This is a genomic window from Paenibacillus artemisiicola, from assembly GCF_017652985.1.
In the GTDB taxonomy this organism is placed as follows: Bacteria; Bacillota; Bacilli; order Paenibacillales; family Paenibacillaceae; genus Paenibacillus_Z; species Paenibacillus_Z artemisiicola.
In genome coordinates, this window is record NZ_JAGGDJ010000019.1 from 1 (window position 1) to 22,230 (window position 22,230).

Annotated in this window: 16 protein-coding genes; 1 reads left to right on the top strand and 15 read right to left on the bottom strand. The window is 65.3% G+C overall.

What is annotated here, in order from left to right; translation table 11 throughout:
• From I8J29_RS19840 to I8J29_RS19865, 5 genes are all read right to left on the bottom strand, one after another.
• The coding region (locus tag I8J29_RS19840) for an AAA family ATPase (protein ID WP_208849251.1) at nt 1–630 on the bottom strand (630 nt) is incomplete at its 3' end.
• The gene (locus I8J29_RS19845) at nt 627–1,853 is read right to left on the bottom strand and encodes an exonuclease SbcCD subunit D (RefSeq protein ID WP_208849252.1); all 1,227 of its coding nucleotides are present in this window, start codon (nt 1,851–1,853) and stop codon (nt 627–629) included. The genes I8J29_RS19840 and I8J29_RS19845, both read right to left, overlap by 4 nt.
• Nucleotides 1,854–1,879: 26 nt before the next feature.
• Entirely contained in the window at nt 1,880–6,427 is a 4,548-nt protein-coding gene (locus I8J29_RS19855; RefSeq protein ID WP_240546343.1) for a UvrD-helicase domain-containing protein, read from the bottom strand.
• Entirely contained in the window at nt 6,424–10,008 is a 3,585-nt protein-coding gene (gene addB / locus I8J29_RS19860) for a helicase-exonuclease AddAB subunit AddB (protein WP_208849253.1), read from the bottom strand. Before addB ends, I8J29_RS19855 begins: the two co-directional genes overlap by 4 nt.
• A 334-nt stretch (nt 10,009–10,342) precedes the next feature.
• Nucleotides 10,343–11,770: a class I SAM-dependent rRNA methyltransferase gene (locus I8J29_RS19865; RefSeq protein WP_208849254.1), complete on the bottom strand. Its 1,428-nt coding sequence runs from the start codon at nt 11,768–11,770 to the stop codon at nt 10,343–10,345.
• 163 nt (nt 11,771–11,933) lie between these two features.
• Here I8J29_RS19865 and I8J29_RS19870 point away from each other — a divergent pair, with 163 nt between their 5' ends.
• Nucleotides 11,934–12,917, top strand: coding sequence for a Na/Pi cotransporter family protein (locus tag I8J29_RS19870; protein WP_208849255.1), 984 nt, complete (start codon nt 11,934–11,936; stop codon nt 12,915–12,917).
• Nucleotides 12,918–12,956: 39 nt separating this feature from the next.
• Here the strand turns inward: I8J29_RS19870 and I8J29_RS19875 are convergent, their stop codons facing one another.
• The 10 genes from I8J29_RS19875 to grpE all read right to left on the bottom strand — a co-directional run bounded on the left by I8J29_RS19875 (nt 12,957) and on the right by grpE (nt 22,163).
• Complete coding sequence (locus I8J29_RS19875) at nt 12,957–13,394, bottom strand: NUDIX hydrolase (RefSeq protein ID WP_090638513.1); 438 nt, start codon at nt 13,392–13,394, stop codon at nt 12,957–12,959.
• A 109-nt stretch (nt 13,395–13,503) separates the two neighbouring features.
• Nucleotides 13,504–14,913, bottom strand: a complete 1,410-nt coding sequence (gene mtaB / locus I8J29_RS19880) for a tRNA (N(6)-L-threonylcarbamoyladenosine(37)-C(2))-methylthiotransferase MtaB (protein ID WP_208849256.1) — start codon at nt 14,911–14,913, stop codon at nt 13,504–13,506.
• Nucleotides 14,914–14,917: 4 nt separating this feature from the next.
• The gene (locus tag I8J29_RS19885; protein ID WP_208849257.1) at nt 14,918–15,685 is read right to left on the bottom strand and encodes an RsmE family RNA methyltransferase; all 768 of its coding nucleotides are present in this window, start codon (nt 15,683–15,685) and stop codon (nt 14,918–14,920) included.
• Nucleotides 15,686–15,814: 129 nt separating this feature from the next.
• Nucleotides 15,815–16,531: a site-2 protease family protein gene (locus I8J29_RS19890; RefSeq protein ID WP_338113239.1), complete on the bottom strand. Its 717-nt coding sequence runs from the start codon at nt 16,529–16,531 to the stop codon at nt 15,815–15,817.
• Nucleotides 16,532–16,686: 155 nt separating this feature from the next.
• Nucleotides 16,687–17,670: a 50S ribosomal protein L11 methyltransferase gene (gene prmA, locus I8J29_RS19895; protein ID WP_208849258.1), complete on the bottom strand. Its 984-nt coding sequence runs from the start codon at nt 17,668–17,670 to the stop codon at nt 16,687–16,689.
• Between the two features lie 211 nt (nt 17,671–17,881).
• A complete protein-coding gene (locus I8J29_RS19900) occupies nt 17,882–18,073 on the bottom strand; it encodes a hypothetical protein (protein WP_090638519.1) in 192 nt (63 codons plus the stop codon).
• Nucleotides 18,074–18,088: 15 nt separating this feature from the next.
• Nucleotides 18,089–18,265 (bottom strand): YfhD family protein, encoded by a 177-nt coding sequence (locus tag I8J29_RS19905; RefSeq protein ID WP_208849259.1) that lies wholly within the window; start codon nt 18,263–18,265, stop codon nt 18,089–18,091.
• Nucleotides 18,266–18,356: 91 nt separating this feature from the next.
• Nucleotides 18,357–19,481, bottom strand: a complete 1,125-nt coding sequence (gene dnaJ, locus I8J29_RS19910) for a molecular chaperone DnaJ (RefSeq protein ID WP_208849260.1) — start codon at nt 19,479–19,481, stop codon at nt 18,357–18,359.
• A gap of 214 nt (nt 19,482–19,695) precedes the next feature.
• Nucleotides 19,696–21,537 (bottom strand): molecular chaperone DnaK, encoded by a 1,842-nt coding sequence (gene dnaK / locus I8J29_RS19915; protein WP_208849261.1) that lies wholly within the window; start codon nt 21,535–21,537, stop codon nt 19,696–19,698.
• 50 nt (nt 21,538–21,587) lie between these two features.
• Nucleotides 21,588–22,163 carry a nucleotide exchange factor GrpE gene (gene grpE / locus I8J29_RS19920; protein WP_420831138.1) on the bottom strand — a complete coding sequence of 192 codons (576 nt, stop codon included), beginning with the start codon at nt 22,161–22,163 and terminating at the stop codon, nt 21,588–21,590.
• Nucleotides 22,164–22,230: the final 67 nt, after the last annotated feature.

Here is a 22,230-nt window from a genome sequence, read left to right on the forward strand (position 1 = left end):
GCCGAGGCCGAGCTGCTCCGCGGCCGCTTCCTGCAGCGCGGCCTCCGCCGTCTTCAGCCGCTGGCTGAGCTTCAGCGCCAGCCCGTCGCCGAACCGCTCGAGGCGGAACAGGCGCTGCAGCATGGAGCGGCGGTCCTTGCCCGTCAGCGACAGAAACTCCGCGAACTTCCCTTGCGGAAGCACGACCGCCCGCGTGAAGTCCTGCATGTTGAGCCCGATCCGCTCCTCGACGCAGCGGGTCACGTCCGCGAGCTTGTCCGCCACGACGACGTCGCCGCCGTCCGTCACTTCCACGAAGCGGCTCAGCGTATTGCTGACGGACACGTCCCCGCCGCGCTTGAACTGCCGCTCGACGCGGTACCGCTTGCGCTCCCCGCCTCCGGCCAGATCGAAGGTGAACGCGACGGCCAGCGTCTTCTCCGCCTGGTTCATGATGCCCTGCGTGCCGCCCGCGGCGCGCTCCACTTTGCCGTAGAGCGCCAGCGTCACGGCGTCCAATATGCTCGACTTGCCGCTGCCCGTCGGCCCGAAGATGCCGAACACGCCCGCTTCGCACAGCCGTTCGAAATCGACCTCCTGCGCTTCGCGGTAGCTCTGCAGGCCGCTTAATTTCAACAAGATCGGCTTCATGCCCGCTCACCTCCCGCTTGTACCGCGCCGGCCGCTTCCCCGTCGCCGGCATCCGGCGCGTCTTCCTCTTCGGCAATCAGCTCCAGGAACAACCGCACCGTCTCCGCGTCCGGTTCCGCGCCCCCGGTTTGGCGCGAGAAGAAGCGGCGGAACAACTCCTCGGCCGGCAGCTGCTCCCGCGCGCGCGCGTCGAGCGCCATCGCCTCCGCCGTCTCCGGATACACCGGCCGGATATGTACGAGTCCGTCGTGCATGCGGCGCAGCTGCTGGATATGCTGCAGCGTCATGGCATCCGTCATGTGAATGCTGAGATCGATCCAAGCCCGGGCGTCCCGGCCTTCCTCGAGCCAGCCGGTCACCTCGGCGATGCCGCCCTTGGCGTTCCACTTGACGACCGGGCGGCCGCAGCCGAGCAGCACCTCCCGCGGCTCGACGGCCAAGCCGGGCTTCGCGTCGAAGACGACGACCGATTTGGCCTGTCCCGCTTCCGAGAAGCTGTACGCGAGCGGCGAGCCGCTGTAGCGCATCGTCTCGTCCCCCGCCACGCGCTGCGGACGGTGCAGGTGGCCGAGGGCCACGTACTGCGCGCCGATCCGCAGCGCGGAGGGATCTACCGTATACGCGCCGCCGATCTGGATCGGGCGCTCCGAGTCCGTTTCCAAGCCTCCGAGCACGTAAATATGGCTCATCGCCAAATTAACGGTATCGGGGCGAAACGCCGAGCCGAGCCCGGTCATCAGCCGGCCGACCCGCTCCGAATAGGCGCTGCGGAGCAGCCCTTCGTCGGTCTCTTCGCTCAGCAGCTCCCGCAAGCGGGATTCCGACGGGTACGGCAGCGCGGCGATGACCGCCCGTTCCCCGGTGCGGGCGACGTCGACGGCGAGCGGCCGGTCCGTCGGCATGCCGACGAGCCGGATGCCGCTGCGCGCGGCGAGCGGCGCGGACGCCGCCACCCGGTCGGGATGGTCGTGGTTGCCGGCGATGACGGCGATCGTCCGCCTGCCGCCGTCCGCGAGCCGCGCGACGGCCTCGTAAAACAACGCTTCCGCCGCCGCGGGCGGATTGACGGTGTCGTACACGTCGCCGGCAAGCAGAATAAGGTCGATCGCTTCGTCGTTCGCCAGCGCCGCCAGCTCGTCGACGAAGGCCGCCTGTTCCTCCAGCCGGCTCCGGCCTTCGAGCGTCCGCCCGAAGTGCCAGTCGGCCGTATGCAATATCCGCATGATTGTTCGTTCCCCCGTCCCATGAATTAAAACAGCTTGACGGTCTTGCCTCCGTCCAAGAAAAACACGTAGCACTCGTCGACCTTGCCGCCGATGGCGGACGCGATCGCCTCCGCGTAGAGCGTCAGCTGAAAGCGGTGGCGTTCCGCCGCTTCTTCCCACCTGCCGAGACGGACGCGGTCCGTCTTGTAATCGAGCAGCACGAGCCCGCGGTCGTCCCGGAACAGGCAGTCGATCACGCCTTGAATGAGCACCGGCTCGCGCTCGACGCCGGACGGCAGGTCCGGGTAGACGCGGGCAGCCGGCAGCGTGCAGCTGAACGGGGTCTCCCGGCGCACCCACGGCGCGGCCAGCAGCCGGCGGCCGACTTCTTCCCCGAAGAAGGCCGCCGCGCCCGCCGCGTCCACGGCCTCGGCCTGCTGCGCCGTCAGCATGCGCCGCTCCACGAGATTCGCGATCGTGGCGGCGACCGTCGCCTCCGTCACGCCGCCTTCCCCGTCCAGCGGAAGATGCTGCATGACGAGGTGGCTGACCGTCCCCCGTTCCGCGGCCGTGAGCGACGCTTCCTCCATGAACCGCGGCCGGCGCAGCCGGAAGGTCATTTCCCCGCCTGCCGCCCGTTCGGCCGCCGCGCCGGCCGGCTTCCCGATCGCCGCGCGGCCGCTCGCCGGTCCGTGCGCCGCCTCGCCCGTCGCGGCTTCCGAAGAAGCGTCGAAGTCGAAGCTGAGCTGCTCCGGACCGTCGGCATCGTTCGCTGCGGGCGGTGCTTCGTCCGCGGCGCTTTCCCCTAACCGATCGGCTGCTCGGATATCCCCGAACGGCGCATCCCCGTCAGAGTCCGTGGACGACGGTGCCGCGTTCTCCAAACCGGCCATGCCGTCCTCGCCGGCCGCTTCGGGAAGCAGAAGCGCATCCTCGTCCCTGTTCAATTCGGCGTGGAGCCGCTTCATTTCCGTCACCGACGTTTTGGCGGCCGTGGCCGCCGCCGCGGCGAACGGGTACGTCCAGCCGAGCCGCCGGCCGATCTCGGCCGCCTCGGCGGGATCGGCCTCGTCGTCGACCGGCGCGAGATGCTGAACGGCGAGCATGCGCGCCTCGAAAGCGGCCTGCGCCGCGTCGCCGGCCTCCGCTCCCGCAGCGGCTTCCAAGCCGAGCAATCCCGCGGGAACGACCGACGTGCGCCAAGTGCCGAACGGCACGACGACGCAGCGCGCGTCGCCGGCCGGATCCCTTCTATCATCGCTATCCGGCATGGCATGCGACGATTCGGCGTCCGGCATGCGCGAGGACTTGTCCGCAGCCGCGGCTTCAGCCCCCGCAGGCATGTTTTCCGCGCCGTCCGGCTTCGCTGCCGCCGCGATGCCGGACGATTCATTCCCATGTCCGGTCGGCGCGTCCGTCGGCGCGTCCGATCCCGCCTCGCAACCGGCTTCCGTCTCCGCCGCTTTCGCGACCGACATCGGAAGGCCCGCGCTCAGGGCGAGCGGACCGAGCCAGTCCAGGAACCGGGCCGCGCCCGCGATGCGAAAATCCGGCAGCCGCCCGTCCGCGTCCAGCGCGGACTGCCAGCGCTGCAGCTGCTTGGCCGCGTCGCCGACCGTCCCGACGAGGAACATTTTTTCCTTCGGCCGCGTGAGCGCGACGTACAGAATCCGCATCTCCTCCGCCAGCGATTCCATGCCGAGCCGGTGGCGGATCGCCAAGTACGGCAAGGTCGGGTAGGTTACCCGCAGTTCCGTGTCCACGTAGCGGGGACCGAAGCCCAGCTGTTTGTGCATAAGGAACGGGCTGTTCAAATCTCTCCGGTTGAACGACTTGCCGAGGCCGGCCGCGAACACGACCGGAAACTCCAGCCCTTTGCTCTTGTGGATGGACATGATGCGCACGACGTCCTCCTGCTCGCCGAGCGCCCGCGCGGTGCCGAGATCGCCGCCGCTGTCCCGCATCCGGTCGATGAAGCGAAGGAAGCGGAACAGCCCCCGCAGCGTCGTCGCCTCGTACTGGCGGGCGCGGTCGTGCAGCGCGCGCAGGTTGGCCTGCCGCTGCAGCCCGCCGGTCATCCCGCCGACGAGATCGTAATAGCCTGTCTCCCGGTAGATCCGCCACAGCAGGTCCGCGAGCGAGCCCTGGCGGGCTTCGCCGCGCCACGTCTCGAGCGCCTCCAGGAAGCGGCCGAGCTTCGCCCGCGTCTCATCCGGAACGGACGAATCGGCCTCCGCCGACCGGACCGCCTCGAAATACGAGACGCGTCCGCCGGCGATGCGGACGAGCGCCAGCTCTTCTCCCGAAAGGCCGACGATCGGCGAACGCAGCGCGCCCGCGAGCGGAATGTCCTGGTACGGATTGTCGACGACGCGCAGCAGCGACAGCATCGTCTCCACCTCGGTCGCTTCGAAATACCCGCTGCTCAGCTCGGCGTAAGCCGGTATGCCGTGCTGCTGCAGCTCCTCGATGATGACCGGCGCCCACTGCTTGTCCGCGCGCAGCAGAATGACGATATCCCGACATTCGAGCGGCCGCTTGCGGCCCTTCCTGCCGTCGTAGACGAGGAACGGTTCCTCCGTCATGCCGCTGTCCGCCGCCGCTCCTTTCAGCCGGAGAATCCGGCTTGCGATCCAGCGCGCTTCCAGCTGAACCGTCTGGAGATCCTCCGCGCTTTCGGCCGGCGGCTCGCCCGCTTCCGCGGCTTCGCCTTCGGACGCCGCGCCGCTTCGCTCCTCGCCGTCGTCGCCTCCGCGGTCCAGCACGGCGAATTCCACCGCGTACCGCTTCGGCGGACCGCCTTCGTCGGACGGCGGATACGAGGCGCCGCAGACGAGCTCCGCGCGCGCGTCGTAATCCATCTCCGCCGCCTTCTCGCGCATGATGGCCCGGAACACTTCGTTGACGCCGTCCACGACCTCCTGCCGGCTGCGGAAATTCCGCGCCAGGTCGATGCGCACGCCGTACGCCGGTTCGTCCCCGTCCGGCTCCTCCCCGGCGGCGATTTCCGCGAGCGCCGGCAGCAGCGCCTCGCCGTACGGTTCGACGGCCGGTTCCTCCGCTCGGGCCGGCAGCAGGATCGCTTCGCGGTTGCGGGGCGTCTTGGCTCCGGGCAAACCGTCCGCGCCGCCGGCATCCGGCAGCACGGGCGCTTCCTCGGCCGGAACGAACGACTTGTATTTGCGCAGGAATAAGCCCGGCTCCGCCAAACGGAACCGGTAAATGCTCTGCTTCACGTCCCCGACCATGAACCGGTTGCCTCGGCCCGAACGGCCGATCAGCGAGACGATCGCTTCCTGCACCATGTTCGTGTCCTGATACTCGTCGAGCAGAATCTCCTCGAACTGCTGGCGGTACTCCAAGGCCGCCGGCGACGGCAGCAGCCGCTCCGGCGTCGAAGCCGGGTCGCGCAGGATGCGCAGGCAATAATGCTCCATGTCGCCGAAGTCGATCAGGCCTTTCTCCAGCTTGGCCGCTTCGAACCGTTCGCCGAACTGCTCCACGAGGCCGGCGAGCGTCTCCATGTAAGGCGCCGATTCCCGCAGCTCCGCCGCGAACTGGTCCGGCGTCCGCACGAACAGCTCGTCGTTCAAGCTCCCGATCATGTCCTTGGCCCGTTCCCGCAGGTCCTTAGCCTGCTCCTGCAGCCCCTTGTCCGCGTCGCCGCGCTGGCTCTTCAGCTTGCCGAAGCCCGCTGCCGCGAACGCCTCGTGCCATGTTTCCCAGGGCTCGTTATCCACGCGGGCAAGCAGCGCGCGTACGACCGCCAGATCGTCATCGAACGTGGCGGCGTACGCGTCCGGCCCCGCCGGCTGCCGCGCGATGTCGAGCGCCTGCCCCAGCAGGCTCTGCGCGCCCTGCAGCGTCAACGCGACGACGGCGCCGAGGCTCGCCACCCATTCCGAGCGTCCCAGCTCCGCCGCGTCCCCGACGCGGAAGGAAGCCGCCGTCTGCCGCAGCCACGCGTTCGGCCACGGATGGCTCCGGGCGAAGTCGTACAGCTTCAGCACGAGGGCGTACAGCGGCTCGTCGCCGCGTTCGCCGCCGAACCGGTCCGCGAGCGCGAGGAAATCCGCGCCTTCCGCGCCTTCCGCGCCTTCCGCGCCGTTCCCTTCCGCCGCCGCGTACCGTTCCTCGAACAGCTCGTCCAGCACGTCCATGCGCAGCAGCTCCGCTTCCGTCTCGTTGGCGATCCGAAAGCCGGGATCGAGGCCGATCAGCGAATAGTACCGCCGGATGACGTCGAGGCAGAAGGAGTGAAGCGTCGTGATCGACGCCCGGCCCATCAAGGCGAGCTGCCTGCGGAGATGATCGGAATCCGGGCGCTTGTCCAGCTCCTTCTCGAGCGCGATCCGGATCCGCTCCTTCATCTCGGCTGCGGCCGCCTTGGTGAACGTCGCGACGAGCAGCCGGTCGACGTCCGTGTCGTTCGCGATTTTGCGGATGATCCGCTCGACGAGCACGGCGGTCTTGCCGGAGCCCGCCGCCGCGGCGACGAGAATATTGCTGCCGCCCGTCACGATGGCGCGCCATTGATCGTCCGTCCATGTGCTTCCGGCCGGTTTGGCCGGCATTGTTTGCGCCGTCGTCATGCCTCGTCATCCTCCTTTCCTTCCGGTTTCGCGTTGCCCGCGGCATCGTTCGTAACCCGTTCCGTCTCTTGATCCGACTGCTCGTCCCCGGCCGACAGCAGCTTCCATACGTCGTCCTTGCCGGTCTTCTGCAGCTTGTTGTAGTCGTTGCCCTCGATCAGCGGATCGAATTGGCACACCGGCTTATAGTCGCAAAACTCGCACGGCGTCTTGCCGCCGAGCCGGTAAGGCGCGATCGACACGTCGCCGCTCGCGATCCGGTCGCCGATCTTGCGCAGCGTGCCGCGAACGGAACGGCGCAGCGTGCCCCACTGCTCGTCCGAGACGACGGAAGAGCTGCTGTAGAACCCGCCGTCCCGCTTCAAGGCGATCGGAAGCAAATCGGAGTAACCCGTCGACAGCGCGCCGTCCATCAGGCGGACCGTCTCTTCGTCCGCCAGCACGAGCCCTTTGAGCTTGAACCGTTTCAGCATCTCCGCCCGCGCCTTCGCCGGCGGCAGGCCGTTGGACGAAGCCAGCATCGGGTTATGCACGTGGAAATAAAGCGCGCCCGCCGCCTTCGCCGGCTGGCCGAGCCATTCCGGCGCGTGCGTGAGCAGCACGTCCAGATACGTCAGCATCTGCAGCGCCATGCCGTACGCCACTTCTTCGAGCCGCAGCTGCTTCGCGCTCGACTTATAGTCGATGACGCGCAGCAGCAGGCCGTCGGCCGTCTGCGCGGCGTCCACACGATCGATCCGGCCGGCCATCTCCAGCGTCCGCCCGTCCGACAGCGGAATCGTGACCGGCGGCAGCGGCCCGTCCGGCCCGAAGCCGATTTCAAGCCCGACCGGACGGAACTGCGCCCGCCGCGCATGCTCGCCGAGAATGACCGCGGCCTGGCCGATGATGTCGCGCAGCTTGCGCGCCACGAATTGGTGGCGGCTGCTGCTGAACAGGATTTGCGACTGCAGCCTCGTCGCCAGCTCGCCGACGATCGCCGCGCAATGCTCGCGCAGCTCCTCCGGCGTCAGCGACCCCCAGCGGTCGCCGAGCGTCTCCGTCAGCCGGCTGAGCGCGGCATGGAACAGCTGCCCGATGTCCGGCGCGGCCAGCTTGTACTGCGCCCGTTCGCGCAGCCGCAGCCCGTGGATGGCGAAATGCTGGAACGGGCACGAGACGAAGCGCTCCATCCGGGAGACGCTGCCGCGCAGCAGCTTGCCGTACAGCCGGTCCGCCGTCTCGCGGGACAGCGCGGGCTCCTCGTTCGTGTAGCGCAGCGAGCCGGCGAGCCGGTGCAGCTTGTCCTGCCATTCCGGCCGAGCCGCGAACCAATTGTACGTCTCCCACCAGAGCGGGGCGATGGCCGTCCCGTGCCGCCATGCCCGCAGCTGCGTCACGAGGTACGAGAGCGTCCGTTCCGGACGGGCCACGAACGAGCGCTGCTCGTCCGGGCTCATGCCCGGCACGGGTTCCATGGCGGCGCCCGTTTCCGCCAGCCCCGGGAACAGCCCTTTCACGTGCCGGATGACCTCGGACGGCAGCAGGCTCTTGCCCTCTTCGTCGGCCAGCGGCCAGCTGATCCACAGATGCCGGCTCGGTGTCGTCAGCGCGTTATAGATCATGAACCGCTCGTCCAGCAGCTTCCGGCGGACGCCGGGCGCCATGACGAGGCCGCCGCTCTCCATCGTTTCCCGCTCCTGCTCCGTCAGCACGCCGTCCTCCTGCATCCGCTGCGGCATGACGCCGTCGCTCGCCCCGAGCAGGTAGCAGACGAGAATGTTGCCGGAGCGCGTCCGGTCGATGCTGCCGATCAGCACCTGGTCGAGCGACGGCGGCACCGAAGCCAGCTTCAGGCTCTCGAGCCCGGTCTCGACCATGCCGGCGAACAACTCGAGCGGCAGCGCCTCCGCGCCGGTCATCTCCGTCAGCTGGTCGAGCAGATCCATCACGCCGTCCCACAGCTGCCGGTGCTCCCGCGCGCGCAGCGGACGTCCCGCGGCGATCTCCCCGCGGCTCCACCGTTCCAGCCGGTCCGGCGCGTCGACGGCCATCAGCAGCCGGTACAGCGCCTCGCACATGCCCCGGACGTCCCGCGCCTTCTTCAGCTCGCGGACGAATTTTCGCAGGACGGGAACGACGGCTTCGCGCGCGGCCATGACCGCTTCGAATTCGCGCCGCTCGCGTTCGCCCGCCTCCGCCGGCTCGCCTTCGAGCGTGTCGCGCGTCAGCGGCCTCCACTGGCTGGCCGTCAGCCATTTGTTGCCGTTCATGCCCGTCGCGAGGGCGAAGTTCTCCAAGAGATCGAACGTCTCCCGCGTGACGCTCCCGTCCTCCGGCAGCAGCAGCTCCGTCTTGACGCAGCGGAACACCGCCTCGAACCGCCAGCCGTACGACGCGATCTCGAGCGACGACCGGATGAATTCGACGAGCGGATGATGCAGCGCGGCATTCTTCTGGTCGAGGAAGAACGGAATGCCGTAATCGGCGAAGACCGCCTTGATATAGTCGTTGTAATCCGGCGCGTTCCGCACCATCACCGCGAGATCGCGGTAGCGCAGCCCTTCGTCGCGCACCCGGCGGACGATGTCCCGGGCCGCGGCCTCCACCTCGGCGCGCCGGCCGGAAGCGGCGCGCAGCGAAATCTGCCCGTCCGCCAGCGTCTCCGCCGGCAATTGCAGCGGCGTCCGGCCGCCGCGGCCGTAATGCCGCTCGACATGGGCGAGCATCGGGCTCTCCTTGAACCGCCACGGCGTGCCCGCCAGCAGCAGCGGCTCTTCGACGTCGACGCCGTTGTTCGCCGCCAGCTCGCGAAGCTTCAGGAACGTCTCCGCCGTCGGGCGGAACAGATCCAGCTCGTGCGGCAAGTCCCCGGCGCCGTAATGCTTGTCCAGGCACAGCGTGACCGTCATGTGCTTCGCGTGCTTCATGAGCGCTTCCAGCGCCTCCAGCTCCTTCGGCGTGAACCCGTGGAAGCCGTCGACCCAAATCTCGCAATCGCGCATGGACGGCGCCTCGCGCAGCCCTCTCGCCAGCCAGCCCAAATAATCCTCCGCATCTATGTACAAGCCCGCAAGCTCCCGTTCCAGCCGGTCCGCGATGAGCTGCAGGTCGCCGAGCTTCCGCCCCAGCAGCGAATGGCGCGACCCCGCGAGCCCCTGGTCCCCGAACGCGCGCAGCGCCTCGGCGTCGATGCCGTACCGCTTCCATTCCGTCATCAGCTCGCCCAGCCGTTCGATGAACCCGTGCTGGCTCTCGCTGCCCTCGAACAATTGCAGCTCGCCCTTCAGCCGGGAAACGATCTTGTAGAGCAGCATGTTTTTGCCGTCCTCGCCGATCGGCGTCAGCGCCGTTCCTCCGGTCTCCTGCATGACCCGGAACGACAGCCGCCGGAAGCTGAGCGCCTGCGCCCGGATCGTCCCCTTCAAGGGCGATTCCGGTCTGCCGAGCAGCGCGTACTCCGTCTGGAAGGTCGCCTGCTCCGGCACGAGCATGACGAGCGGCGGTCCGTCGGGCTGCTCCTTGATCCGGCTCGTAATGGCCGAGAGGCAATGATGGGTTTTCCCCGCGCCCGAACGGCCGAGGACAAAACGAAGCGCCATGCGCCCACCTCTTCTTTCTCGCAATCGATTCTACTATCGGTTGTTCTATTCTAGCATACCGGATGCGGTCCTTTCACCCCGAAAGGCGAATATTTGTTCGTTTCGGCCGCAGGTAAATCCTGCTCGGCGCCGGCTTGACCCGGATTCTCCCGCGAACGCGAAAAAAGAGCGGCCCATGGGGACCGCTCTTGCTCGCATGCCGACTCTCTGATCTTGCCGCGCCTCGCCGCCTGCCGTTTCCGCGTCAAACGGAGCCCGCCGCTCCTTTCGGAACCCGCGTCTTCCCCGCTCCGCGCATCCGACGCTGCTTCGGCCGTTCGGCGCCGCCGGTTCCTTACTTGCTCCGCACCTCGAAAATGGCAAACTTCAAGTAATGGCCTTCGCCCACGCCGAGAATTTGCGGATGGTCCTTGCCCGCCGCGCGCCATTCAATGAGCCGCAGCGTCTTGCCGGCATCGGCCGCCGCCGCCTGGATCGTCTCCAGGAACAGCTCGGGCCGCATGTGGTACGAGCAGCTGGCCGTCACGAGATAGCCGCCTTCGTTCACCAGCTTCATGCCCTGCAGGTTGATGTCTTTGTAGCCTCTGACCGCGCCCTCGACCGCGTGCTTCGTCTTCGCGAACGCCGGCGGATCGAGGATGACGACGTCCCATTTGCGGCCCGTCTCCCCGCTCAGCGGCTTCGACGTGTCGACCTTCGCGCCGCTGCCGGCAGCGGCGGCCTTGCCCCGCTCCATCCGCTCCTCGATCCCCTTCGCCTGCGCACGCAAATACGCGAACGCGTCCGCGACCACGAATTCGACGCGGTCCGAGAACCCGTTGCGCTCGACGTTGCGCTTCGCCGTCTCCACGGCGTGGGCGGAGACGTCCAGGCACGTCACCTTCTTCGCCCCGTATTTGCACGCGTGCAGCGTGAAGCTGCCCGTGTGGGCGAAGCATTCCAGCACCGTCGCGCCGTCCCAGTACGGGAAGGTGACGACTTTGCCGTTCGCGTTGACCGGAACGGGCCGGCGCTCCTCCAGCTCGGCAATCGTGCCGGTATCGTCGGCCTCCGCGGCTTGGTCGTCCGCGGGCTGTTCGACGAGCCGGATGCCGCTGCGCGCGCCCCATCCCGTCATGAGCGGCGCGATCGACGCGCGGTTCTCGCGCTGGTCGAAGAAATAGCCCGTTTTTTGCCCTTCGACGATGTCGACCTCCAGCTTGAGGCCGTTCTCCGTAATCTCCACGATGCGCGAGCATTCGCCGTAGAGCACGCCGGTCCGTTCCTCGAGCCCTTCCAGGGCGCGCACGGATACGTCGCTCCGTTCGTAGATGCCCTCAGGCGCGAACACGGCGACGAGCGCCGCCACGAGCGCGTCCCGGTGCGCTTCCATCCCCAGCGTCAGCAGCTGGACGACGAGCACGCCGCCGAACCGGTCGACGATGAGCCCCGGGAGAAAATCCGCTTCGCCGTACACGAGCCGGCAATCGCGGCCGTTCACGAAGCGCCGCCGATGCTGCTCGCACTGCCGGAACCGTTCCGCGAAAAACGCCTCGTCCATCGCCTCGACCGGCCGGTGCGCGACGACGCGTACCGCGATTTGCGAGGCCGGGTTCCAATAGCCCGTCGCCAAATACCGGCCCTGGTGATTGACGACGTCCACCAGGCCGCCGGGCGCGCCTTCGCCTTCGATCCGCTCGATCTCGCTCGCGAAAATCCACGGATGGCCGCCTTCCGTTCTTTTCTTGCGTTCCTTCTTCAATACCGCTCTTGCGCGTTCCATCTCTGCTTCCGCCTCTTTCGCCCCTGAAATGCTTGTCATGCTTGTCTCGCCGTTCGCATATGTATCGTTACCTGATAAACCGCCGGATTGAATCGCGTCGTCGAATCGGCTTGCCGCCGTCCTTCGTTCGCCGCATTCCCGCCGTAAAGGAGCTTGCCCGATTATGCTGTTCACCATCGCGCTGCCGATGCTCGGCGGCTTCGTCTTATTCCTCTCCGGCATGCGGACGATGGAGCTCGCCCTGCATCGTTCCGTCGGACGCAATCTACATCGCCTCCTGGAACGGTTCACCTCCACGCCCCTGCACGGCTTGTTGGTCGGAACCGCGGCGTCGGCCGTCCTGCAGAGCAGCACCGCCGTGACGGTGATGGCGATCGGCATGGTCAATGCCGGCCTGCTGACGTTCCCGCGCACGCTCGGCATCGTGCTCGGTACCAATATCGGCACCTGCCTGACCACGGAGCTGATCGGCTTGAACCTGAGCCGCTTCGCCCCGCCGCTGCTCGCCTGCTCGCTCGCCCTCTGGCTGCTGACCGCGCTCTTCGGCGAAATGGAATTCGGCCGCGGCAGCGCGGCAATGCGGCGCATCGGACGCGCGATCGTCCCCTTGCGCACCGGCGCCGTCGTGGCCGGCGGCTTCGCCCTCCTGCTCGTCGGCATCGCGATGATGCAGTCGATCGCGCCGGCCATCCAATCGACGCCGTTCTTCGGCGCCTTCCTGCGCCATGCGGAAACGAGCGTCCTCTGGGGCCTCGCGGCCGGCGTGGTGCTGACCGCCGTCATTCACAGCGGCGCGGCCGTCATCGGCATCGCGATGGGCCTGGCCGAATCCGGCGTCATGCCCGTCGAGGTCGGCATCGCCATCGTGCTCGGCGCCAACGTCGGCACCTGCGTCACGGCGGTCATCGCCGCGATCGGCGGCACGCCCTCCGGCCGGTTCGTCGCCTGGTCGCACGTGCTGCTGAACGTCGGCGGCGCCGCCTTGTTCGCCCCGTTCACGGCGCAGCTCGGGCAGGCCGCGGCTTGGATGACCGCGTCGCCCGCCGCCCAAATCGCCCACGCGCAAACCATCTTCAACATCGTCTGCTCGCTGCTCGCGCTGCCCGTCTGCTACCATCCTCGGCTCCGTCGGTTCCGAGCCGGATGACGGACGCGGCTCCCGCGCCCTCCAGAGCCTGCTTTTTAGTTAATTGCCGTCCATGAACGTAAACCCGAGCAGACGCAGCGCCCCGCCCAAAATCCGGTCGTTGTTGTTGTAGCCGGACTGCTTCTGCCTGCGCCACGCGTCCGCCGGCTCGAACCATTCCACGCCGCGGATTTCCTCCACTTGCGCCTGCAGCTTGCCGCCGACGGCTTCCACGAGGTAATAATGGACTTCTTTGTCGACGAGACCCTTGGCCTCGTGGCTGTACCGATACTTGATCTGATCGATCGGGGACACGATCTTGCCTTGGATTCCGGTCTCTTCCGAAATTTCGCGCAGGGCCGTTTGCTCCACGGTTTCGCCTTGTTCCATCTTGCCCTTGGGCAGCGAGATTTTGCCGTAGCGGTCTTGAATAAGCTGAATTTGAAGCTCGCCGTTCACCCGGCGAAATACGACGCCGCCTGCTGAAATTTCTTTCATATGTGTCTCCCCTCCGCCATCTCGGAATCGGCTCGGTATGTAGAGCAAGGATTCTTGCCCGCCTCGGGGGCGGGGACAAGAATCCTTGCGGGTAAACCTGTTCGGTTCGTTAGGCTTGCAGCGCCTGCGGCAGCGGCTTGCGTTTGGCTTCCCCGGCCCGCACCGCGCTGGCGGCGCGTTCGGCCGGAGCCGTATGCTCCTCCAGCACGCGGACGAGCACGCCTTGGCATTCGTTGACCCCGGCTGCCGTAATCTTCACCCGGCACAGCTGGCCGATGAGCGATTCGGTCCCGTCGAACGCGATTTGAATGTAGTTGTCGGAGTAGCCCATGACGCGGCTTTCGCCGTTCGGCCCCTGGAGCTCGCGCTCCGGAATGACGTCCAGCACCTGGCCGACGTATTGCTCCGCGTATTTCAACTGCATGCGCTCCGACAAGTCGATGAGCTGATGAACGCGCTCGTTCTTCACCTCATCGTCGACCTGGTCCTCCATCCGCGCAGCCGGGGTGCCCGTGCGCTTGGAGTACGGGAAGACGTGCATTTCGGCGAAGCCGAGCTTCTCCATGAAGTCGTAGCCGTTGCGGAACATCGCTTCCGTCTCGCCCGGGAAGCCGACGATGACGTCGGTCGTGATCGCGACGCCCGGCATCGCTTCGTGCAGCAGCCGGATTTTCTCCGCGAACTCTTCCACCGTGTATTTGCGGCGCATCCGCTTGAGCACGTCGTTATGGCCCGCTTGGAGCGGAATGTGCAGGTGGCGGCACATTTTGGCGGACTTGCTCAGCACTTCGATCATCTTGCCGTCGATTTGGCTCGCTTCGATGGAGCTGATCCGGATCCGTTCCAGCCCTTCGATGGCGTCCAGGTCCCAGAGCAAATCCGACAAGCGGTAGTTTTCCATATCGTCGCCATATCCGCCCGTATGAATACCCGTGAGGACGATTTCCTTGTACCCGGCGGCCACGAGCTGGCGCGCCTGGTCGAGCACGCTCTGCGGATCGCGGCTGCGGGACAGCCCGCGGGACCACGGAATGATGCAGAAGGTGCAGAAGTTGTTGCAGCCCTCCTGAATCTTCAGGAACGCGCGCGTGCGCTCCGCGAAATCCGGCACGTCGAGCTCTTCGAACTCGCGCGTCTTCATGATGTTGCGGACGGCGTTGACCGGCTTGCGTTCATTTTGCAGGTCCTGAATATAGCCCATCAGCTTGTCCCGGTCCTGCGTCCCGATGACGAGGTCGACGCCTTCGATCGCGAGAATCTCGGCCGGCGACGTCTGCGCGTAGCAGCCCGTCACCGCGATGATCGCGTCGGGATTGCGGCGGATGGCGCGGCGGATGATCTGCCGGCTCTTCTTGTCCCCCGTGTTCGTCACCGTGCACGTATTGATCAAATACACGTCCGCGGTCGTCGTTTCGAAATCCACCTGTTCGTAGCCTTCGTTCTTGAACAGCTGCCAGACCGCTTCCGTGTCGTAGAAGTTCACTTTGCATCCCAATGTATAAAAAGCAACCGACGGCATGTCGTTAGACGCCTCCCATTTCTCCTGATTCGTACATGAGGCAGGCGAGTCCCACCATCGCGGCGGTTTCCGTGCGCAAAATTCGCTTGCCCAGGCCGACGACGACCGCGCCGGCTTCTTCCGCTTCTTCGGCTTCGCGCTCGGTGAAGCCGCCTTCCGGGCCGACGACGAGCAATACGCTGCGCGCCCCGTCCCAACCGCCGTCCCGCGCGCGAGCGGCCACGGCTTCTCTCAAGCCCTTGCCGCCGCTCTCCTTCTCGTAGCAGAACAACGCCAAGTCGTACGACGGAATCCGCGCGACCAGCCGCTTCCACGACGCCACGGCCTCGATCGCCGGAATGCGGCTCCGATGCGCCTGCTCGGCCGCTTCCTTGGCGATCTTGGCCCAGCGCTCCAGCCGCTTCGCTTCCTTCTTCCCGTCGTACTGCACGATCATCCGCTGGGATTCAAACGGCAGAAACGCCGCCGCCCCGATCTCGGTTCCCTTCTGGATGACCAATTCCATCTTGTCGCCCTTCGGCAGGCTCTGCGCGACGGTCACCGACCAGAGCGGCTCGCCGCCCATCGGCAGCCACTCCGCGGCATCCGCCTCAACACGGCCCGGCGACACGGCCGCGATTCGCGCCTCCGCCACGCGGGAGACGCCGTCGCTGACGACGATGACGTCGCCGGCCTCCATGCGCATGACGCGCGTTATGTGATGAGCATCGTCCCCGGCGAGCACGATTCGGCTCCCTTCGATCTGCTCCGGCGTTACAAAATATCGCTGCATCGGTGTTGAACCTTTCCTATCGAATCGCGGGCCGCCGGCCGGCAGTCCGCGTGAACGCTCCAACCTTCATCATACACGTTTTGAACCCGCTTCGCCAGCGGGCAAAAGATTTACCAGCGGGCTCGCGGATTACATGGAACTCGCAAAAAAATCGGTCCAAAGAAGCGGCCAATTCACGGGATCGAAAACAAGCTCGCACCTGCGGCAAACGAACAGGAAGATATCGACCCAGAACGAAAATAACGGATCCAGCGTATTGCTCCGCAGCGCGGGAATGAACACGATCAGCAGGAACAGAAAGATGCCCCAGTGGGCCAGCTGGTCCATCCGGTACCTGACCTGAAGCGGAACGAGATCCTGAATGATCCGGTAGCCGTCGAGCGGCGGAACCGGGATCAAGTTGAACAGGAACAGCAGGATGTTAATCGTAATGAGATAATAGGAGAAATGCCCGATCGCTTGCTGCACGCCGTGCGAGGCCGTGCTCAGATAGCCCGTTTCGTTGACGATATAGACCGCGATGATGCCGAGGACGGCAATCAGCAGGTTGCTGAGCGGTCCGACCGCCGACACGACGATACCCATCAGCCGGGGGTACTTGAACTTCCCCCGATTGACCGGAACCGGCTTCGCCCAGCCGAAGCCCGCGACGAGCAGCAGAATCGTCCCGAGCACGTCCAGATGCGCTCTCGGATTGAGCGTGACGCGCCCCGCGTCGTACGCCGTCCTGTCGCCGAACTTATATGCGCTGAACGCATGCGCGAATTCATGGACCGTGAACGCGATCATCAGAACGAGAAAAATAAAGGGCAGATCCTTAAGCGGGTACCACAAAAATTGCGACACGCTTCAGCCTCCTAAATCGATCGATTCGCTTAGCCGCGCAGAGCGACGACGGAAGCGTTTCTTGGCAGGATAATAGACGGGCGGGTTGAAATTTCGAATGTCGCCCGCCCTCTGTTCCCTCGACAAGTCTTTCTATCCGCTTACCCTTTACGCCCTTACTCCGGCTTCTTCGCCACGAACGCGATCCAGTCCTGGTCGCGCTGGCGGTCGACGATCGCGAAGCCCGCGGCTTCCAGCCCTTCGGCCACCGCTTCTTCCTTGTTCTTGAAAATCCCGGACGCGATGTACGTGCCGCCCGGCTTAAGCGCCGCATAGACGTCGTCGATGAACAGGAGGATGATCTCCGCGAGAATATTCGCGACGACCAGATCGACCGGCACCGTCACGTTGAGCGATACCCCGTTCCCGCCTTCTTCCTGGCTTTTCAACACGCCGAGCAGGTCGCTCAGATGCACCTGAACGTCGTTCTCCAGCCGATTCAACCGGCTGTTCTCCGTCGCCGAGGAGACGGCGATCGGATCGAGATCGAGCGCCAGCACGCGCTTCGCCCCGAGCAGCATCGCGCCGATGGCCAGGATGCCCGAGCCCGTGCCGACGTCGATGACTTCCTCGCCGCCCCGGATGACGGATTCCAGCGTCCGCAGGCAAAGCGCCGTCGTCGGATGGGTGCCCGTGCCGAACGCCATGCCGGGATCCAGCTCGATAATGCGTTCGTCCGGGGATGGGACATAGTCCTCCCACGTCGGCTTGATCGTCAACCGTTCCGTCACGCGGATCGGCTTGAAATACTGCTTCCACGCGTTGGCCCAATCCTCTTCGTCGACGAGCGCCGTCGTGATCGCATAGTCGCCCGGATCGATGCCGAATTCCCGCAGCTCGTCGATGCGCGGCGGAAGCTGCGCGACAAGCGCGTCGACGTCCGCGTCGAGCTCGGAGAAATACCCTTTGATGACCGCCCGTCCTTCGGGAATGTCGTTCAGCGGATGCTCGTACCACTGGCCGAGCGACGTGTCGCGCGGTTTGTTGAGCGTGCCCGATTCTTCAATGGATACGCCGTCCGCGTCCATTTCATGCAGGAAGTTGGAAATCATTTCGATTGCCTCTTCCGTCGTATTGATCGTCAATTCATGCCATTTCACGCGTTCCGTTCCCCCTGAATATCATCGGTATGCTGCCTGCGTATACGCAAACCTATGACGTCTATTCTACACTAGTTGCCGCTTCTTCACAAAACAGGCCTTCCCGCTCCGATGATGATAGGCGGCGGTCCCCGAGGCGCCCCGAACGAAAAAGCCGGATGCCCGGACCGCTGGGGTCCGAACATCCGGCTTTCGCGCTATCGCGTATGGGTTACAGCTCGACCGTGCCGCCGGTTTGGCGGACGAGATGAATCGCGCGCTCGACGAGCTCGTCGTCGAGCGTCGCGGTCCAGGAGGTGCCGTCGGAGCTTTCGTCGATGCCGTCGACGCGCAGAAACTGCAGCTTATGCTGCGCCTCCCGCGCCCGGCCGCCGTCGTCGAACGTCGCGCGGATCGTCGTCATGGCCGCTCGCCCGCCCTACAGCAGGCGCTGCGCTTGCTGCGTCGATTTCGCCTGCGCCCGGGCGTCCGCTTCTTCCGCGCGCTTCATCGCGATGCGGTCGGCATCGTCCGCCTGCTCCTCCGAAAACTCCACGTCTTCGTTTTTGCCGATCGGCAGGTCGCCGAAATTTTGCTTTTCCAGGTTTTCGCTCATCGTCGTCGGGCTCCTTCATGCGTGAAATGAAATGAACACGAAGGTTAGCATAAACCAACGGGCGCGATTCTATGCCTGGCGCCGCGCGGCGTCAGTCGCCGCGGAACGCTTTTTTCATTTTCTCGAAAATCGTCTCGTGGTGCTCGTGCTGCACCTCGCTGACGCCGCCCGCGCCGCCGGCCAATTGGCGGAACAGCTCCTTCTGCTCTTCGCTCAGGCTGGTCGGCGTCACGACCGTCACCTTGACGTGCTGATCGCCCGTGCCGTAGCCGCGCAGGCGCGGAACGCCTTTGCCCTTGAGGCGGAAGTATGTCCCCGTCTGCGTGCCGGCCGGAATCTTCAGCTTCACTTTCTCGTTCAGCGTCGGAATTTCGATCTCGTCGCCGAGCGCCGCCTGCGCGAACGTCAGCGGCACCTCGCAGTAGATGTCATCGTTCTCCCGCTCGAAGAAATCGTGCGGCTTGACGCGAATCACGATGTAGAGGTCGCCGGCCGGGCCGCCGCGCGTGCCGCCCTCGCCTTCGCCGGACAGGCGGATTTGCGCGCCTTCGTCTACGCCCGCGGGAATTTTCACGTTGATTTTGCGCGTTTTCTTGACTTTGCCCGCGCCGTGGCAGGTCGGGCATTTGTCCTTGATGACTTTGCCCGTGCCGCTGCAGTTCGAGCATGCCCGGCGGTTGACCATGCGGCCGAACGGCGTGTTCTGCACGACTTCCTGCTGGCCGGTGCCGCGGCAGACGGAGCAGGTTTCCGGCTTCGTGCCCGGCTTGGCGCCGGAGCCCGCGCACGTGTCGCAGTTCTCGGTGCGCGGAATCGTGATCTCGGTTTCTTTGCCGAAGACGGCTTCCTTGAATTCGATGGTCATCGTGTACTGCAGATCGTTGCCGCGCTGCGGCGCGTTCGGATCGCGCCGGCCGCCGCCGCCGAAGAACATGTCGAAGATGTCCCCGAAACCGCCGTTGAAATCCGCGCCGCCTCCGCCGCCGAAGCCCTGGTTCGGGTCGACGTGCCCGTACTGGTCGTACGTCGCGCGCTTGGAATCGTCGCTCAGCACGTCGTACGCTTCCTTGACTTCCTTGAACTTCGTTTCCGCGTCCGCTTCCTTGTTCACGTCCGGATGGTACTGGCGAGCCAGCTTCCGGTACGCCTTCTTGATTTCGTCTTCGTTCGCGCCTTTGTCTACGCCGAGCACTTCGTAATAATCCCGTTTAGCCAAAAATCCGTCACCCCGTCTCCTATTTCCGCTGGTTGCCCACTCCTGAACGGCAGGCGCTCCGCCGATCGCCGTGCGCGCGCCTCGTCCGGGCGCCGCCATGAGCGCGCGTTCCCCGCAACCTCCCGTAATCACACGAAAAACGGCTGCGCCGTCCGTGATTCAAGGACGGCGCACCGTTTACGCTAAGCCAACCGCATTCGTATTGTCGCGAAGCTTATTTCTTGTCGTCGACGACTTCGTAGTCGGCATCGACCACGTTGTCTTTGCCGCCGCCTTGCGCGCCGCCCGCTTCCGGACCCGCGCCTTGCGCGCCGCCGTCCGCTTGGGCTTGCTCGTACAGCTTCACCGACAGCTGCTGGATAATCTCCGTCAGCTCTTGCGCGGCCGCGTTGATTTGCTCCACGTCGTCCGTCGCGAGCGCCGTGGTCACTTTTTCCTTCGCTTCGTTCGCTTTCGCGATTTCGCCGGCGTCGACTTTGTCGCCGAGATCTTTGATCGTCTTGTCGACGGAGTAGACCAGCTGGTCCGCGCTGTTCTTCGCTTCGACCAAGTCGCGGCGCTTGCGGTCTTCTTCCGCGTTCAGCTCGGCATCTTTCATCATACGATCGATTTCTTCGTCCGACAAGCCGCCGGAGGACGTAATCGTGATTTTTTGGCTCTTGCCCGTGCCTTTGTCAAGCGCGGATACGTTGACGATGCCGTTCGCGTCGATGTCGAACGTGACTTCGATTTGCGGCACGCCGCGCGGCGCCAGCGGGATATCGCCCAGCGTGAAGCGGCCCAGCGTCTTGTTGCCGGCGGCCATTTGGCGCTCGCCCTGCAGAACGTGAATCTCGACGCTCGGCTGGTTGTCCGCGTACGTGGAGAACACTTGCGACTTCGACGTCGGGATCGTCGTGTTGCGGTCGATCATCTTCGTGAACACGCCGCCGGCCGTTTCGATGCCGAGAGAGAGCGGCGTAACGTCGAGGAGCACGACGTCTTTGACGTCGCCCGTCAGGACGCCCGCTTGCACCGCCGCGCCGAGGGCGACGACTTCGTCCGGGTTCACGCCTTTGTGCGGCTCTTTGCCGATCAGCTTCTTCACGGCGTCTTGCACGGCCGGAATCCGCGTGGAGCCGCCGACGAGGACGACCTTGTCGATGTCGCTCGGGGACAAGCCCGAGTCGCTAAGCGCTTGGCGCGTAGGGCCGAGGGTGCGTTCCACGAGAGCCGCGGAGAGCTCTTCGAATTTCGCGCGGGTCAAGCTCAGCTCCAAGTGCTGCGGCACGCCGTCGACCATCGTGATGAACGGGAGGGAAATCGTCGACGTCAGCACGCCGGACAATTCCTTCTTCGCTTTCTCCGCCGCGTCTTTCAGACGCTGAACGGCCGCTTTGTCCTTGGACAGGTCGATGCCGTGCTCTTTTTTGAACTCGGACACGAGGTAATCGATGATGACTTGGTCGAAGTCGTCGCCGCCGAGGCGGTTGTCGCCGCTCGTCGCTTTGACTTCGAAGAAGCCGTCGCCGAGCTCGAGAATCGAGACGTCGAACGTGCCGCCGCCGAGGTCGTAGACGAGAATCGTTTGGTCTTCTGATTTTTCAAGGCCGTACGCGAGCGCGGCGGCCGTCGGCTCGTTGACGATCCGGAGCACGTCGAGGCCGGCGATTTTGCCCGCGTCCTTCGTCGCTTGGCGCTGGCTGTCGTTGAAGTAAGCCGGCACGGTGATGACCGCTTGCGTCACCGTTTGGCCGAGGTAGGCTTCGGCGTCGGCTTTCAGCTTCTGCAGGATGATCGCGGAAATCTCTTGCGGCGAGAAGTCCTTGCCGTCGATGACTTCCTTGTGGTTCGTGCCCATGTGACGCTTGATCGAGATGATCGTGCGGTCCGGGTTCGTGATGGCTTGGCGCTTCGCGGATTCGCCGACGATGCGCTCGCCGTCCTTCTTGAAGCCGACGACGGACGGCGTCGTGCGGTTGCCTTCCGGGTTCGGGATGACGACGGCTTCGCCGCCCTCCATGACCGCGACGCAGGAGTTGGTGGTTCCAAGGTCGATACCGATTACTTTGCTCATAACTAGAAATCCTCCCTTATACTTAGGAAATGAATAGAGGCAGCCGGCGCTTACCCGCTTACTTTCACCATTGCGGGACGCAGGACTTTATCTTTCAGCATGAAGCCCTGTTGGACTTCTTCGACGACGATGCCTTCTTCGTGCTCGTCGGACTCCACCTGCATGATCGCCTGGTGGAACTCGGGATTGAACGGCTGGCCGACGGCGTTCATCGGCTTCAAGCCTTCGGCTTCGAGCACGCCTTCCAATTGGCGGAAGATCATCTCCACGCCTTTGGAGAACGACTCCACGTCGCCGCCCGCTTTCGCGGCTTCGATCGCGCGGCCGAAGTTGTCGACGACCGGCAGCAGCTGGCCGACGAGCTTCATCGACGCGTACTGCGCGAGCTCTTCCCGTTCTTTCGCGGTGCGGCGGCGGAAATTGTCGAAATCCGCCTGCGCGCGCAAATAGCGCTGCTGATTCTCGTCGGCGAGCTTCGTCAGCTCGGCGATGCGTCCGTCCGCCTCGCCGGCATCCGGAATATCGACTTCCGGCGCCGGCTCGCTTGCGGTTTCCTGTTCCTCCGCCGAAGCGGCGTCCATCTCTTGCTTAGGTTCCTCATCCGTATGCCGTTCATGCACAGACACGCGAGTTGACACCTCCTATTAAAATCCATCCTCGTGATTTGGCTCGGTCCGCCCCGCCGGATGGCGA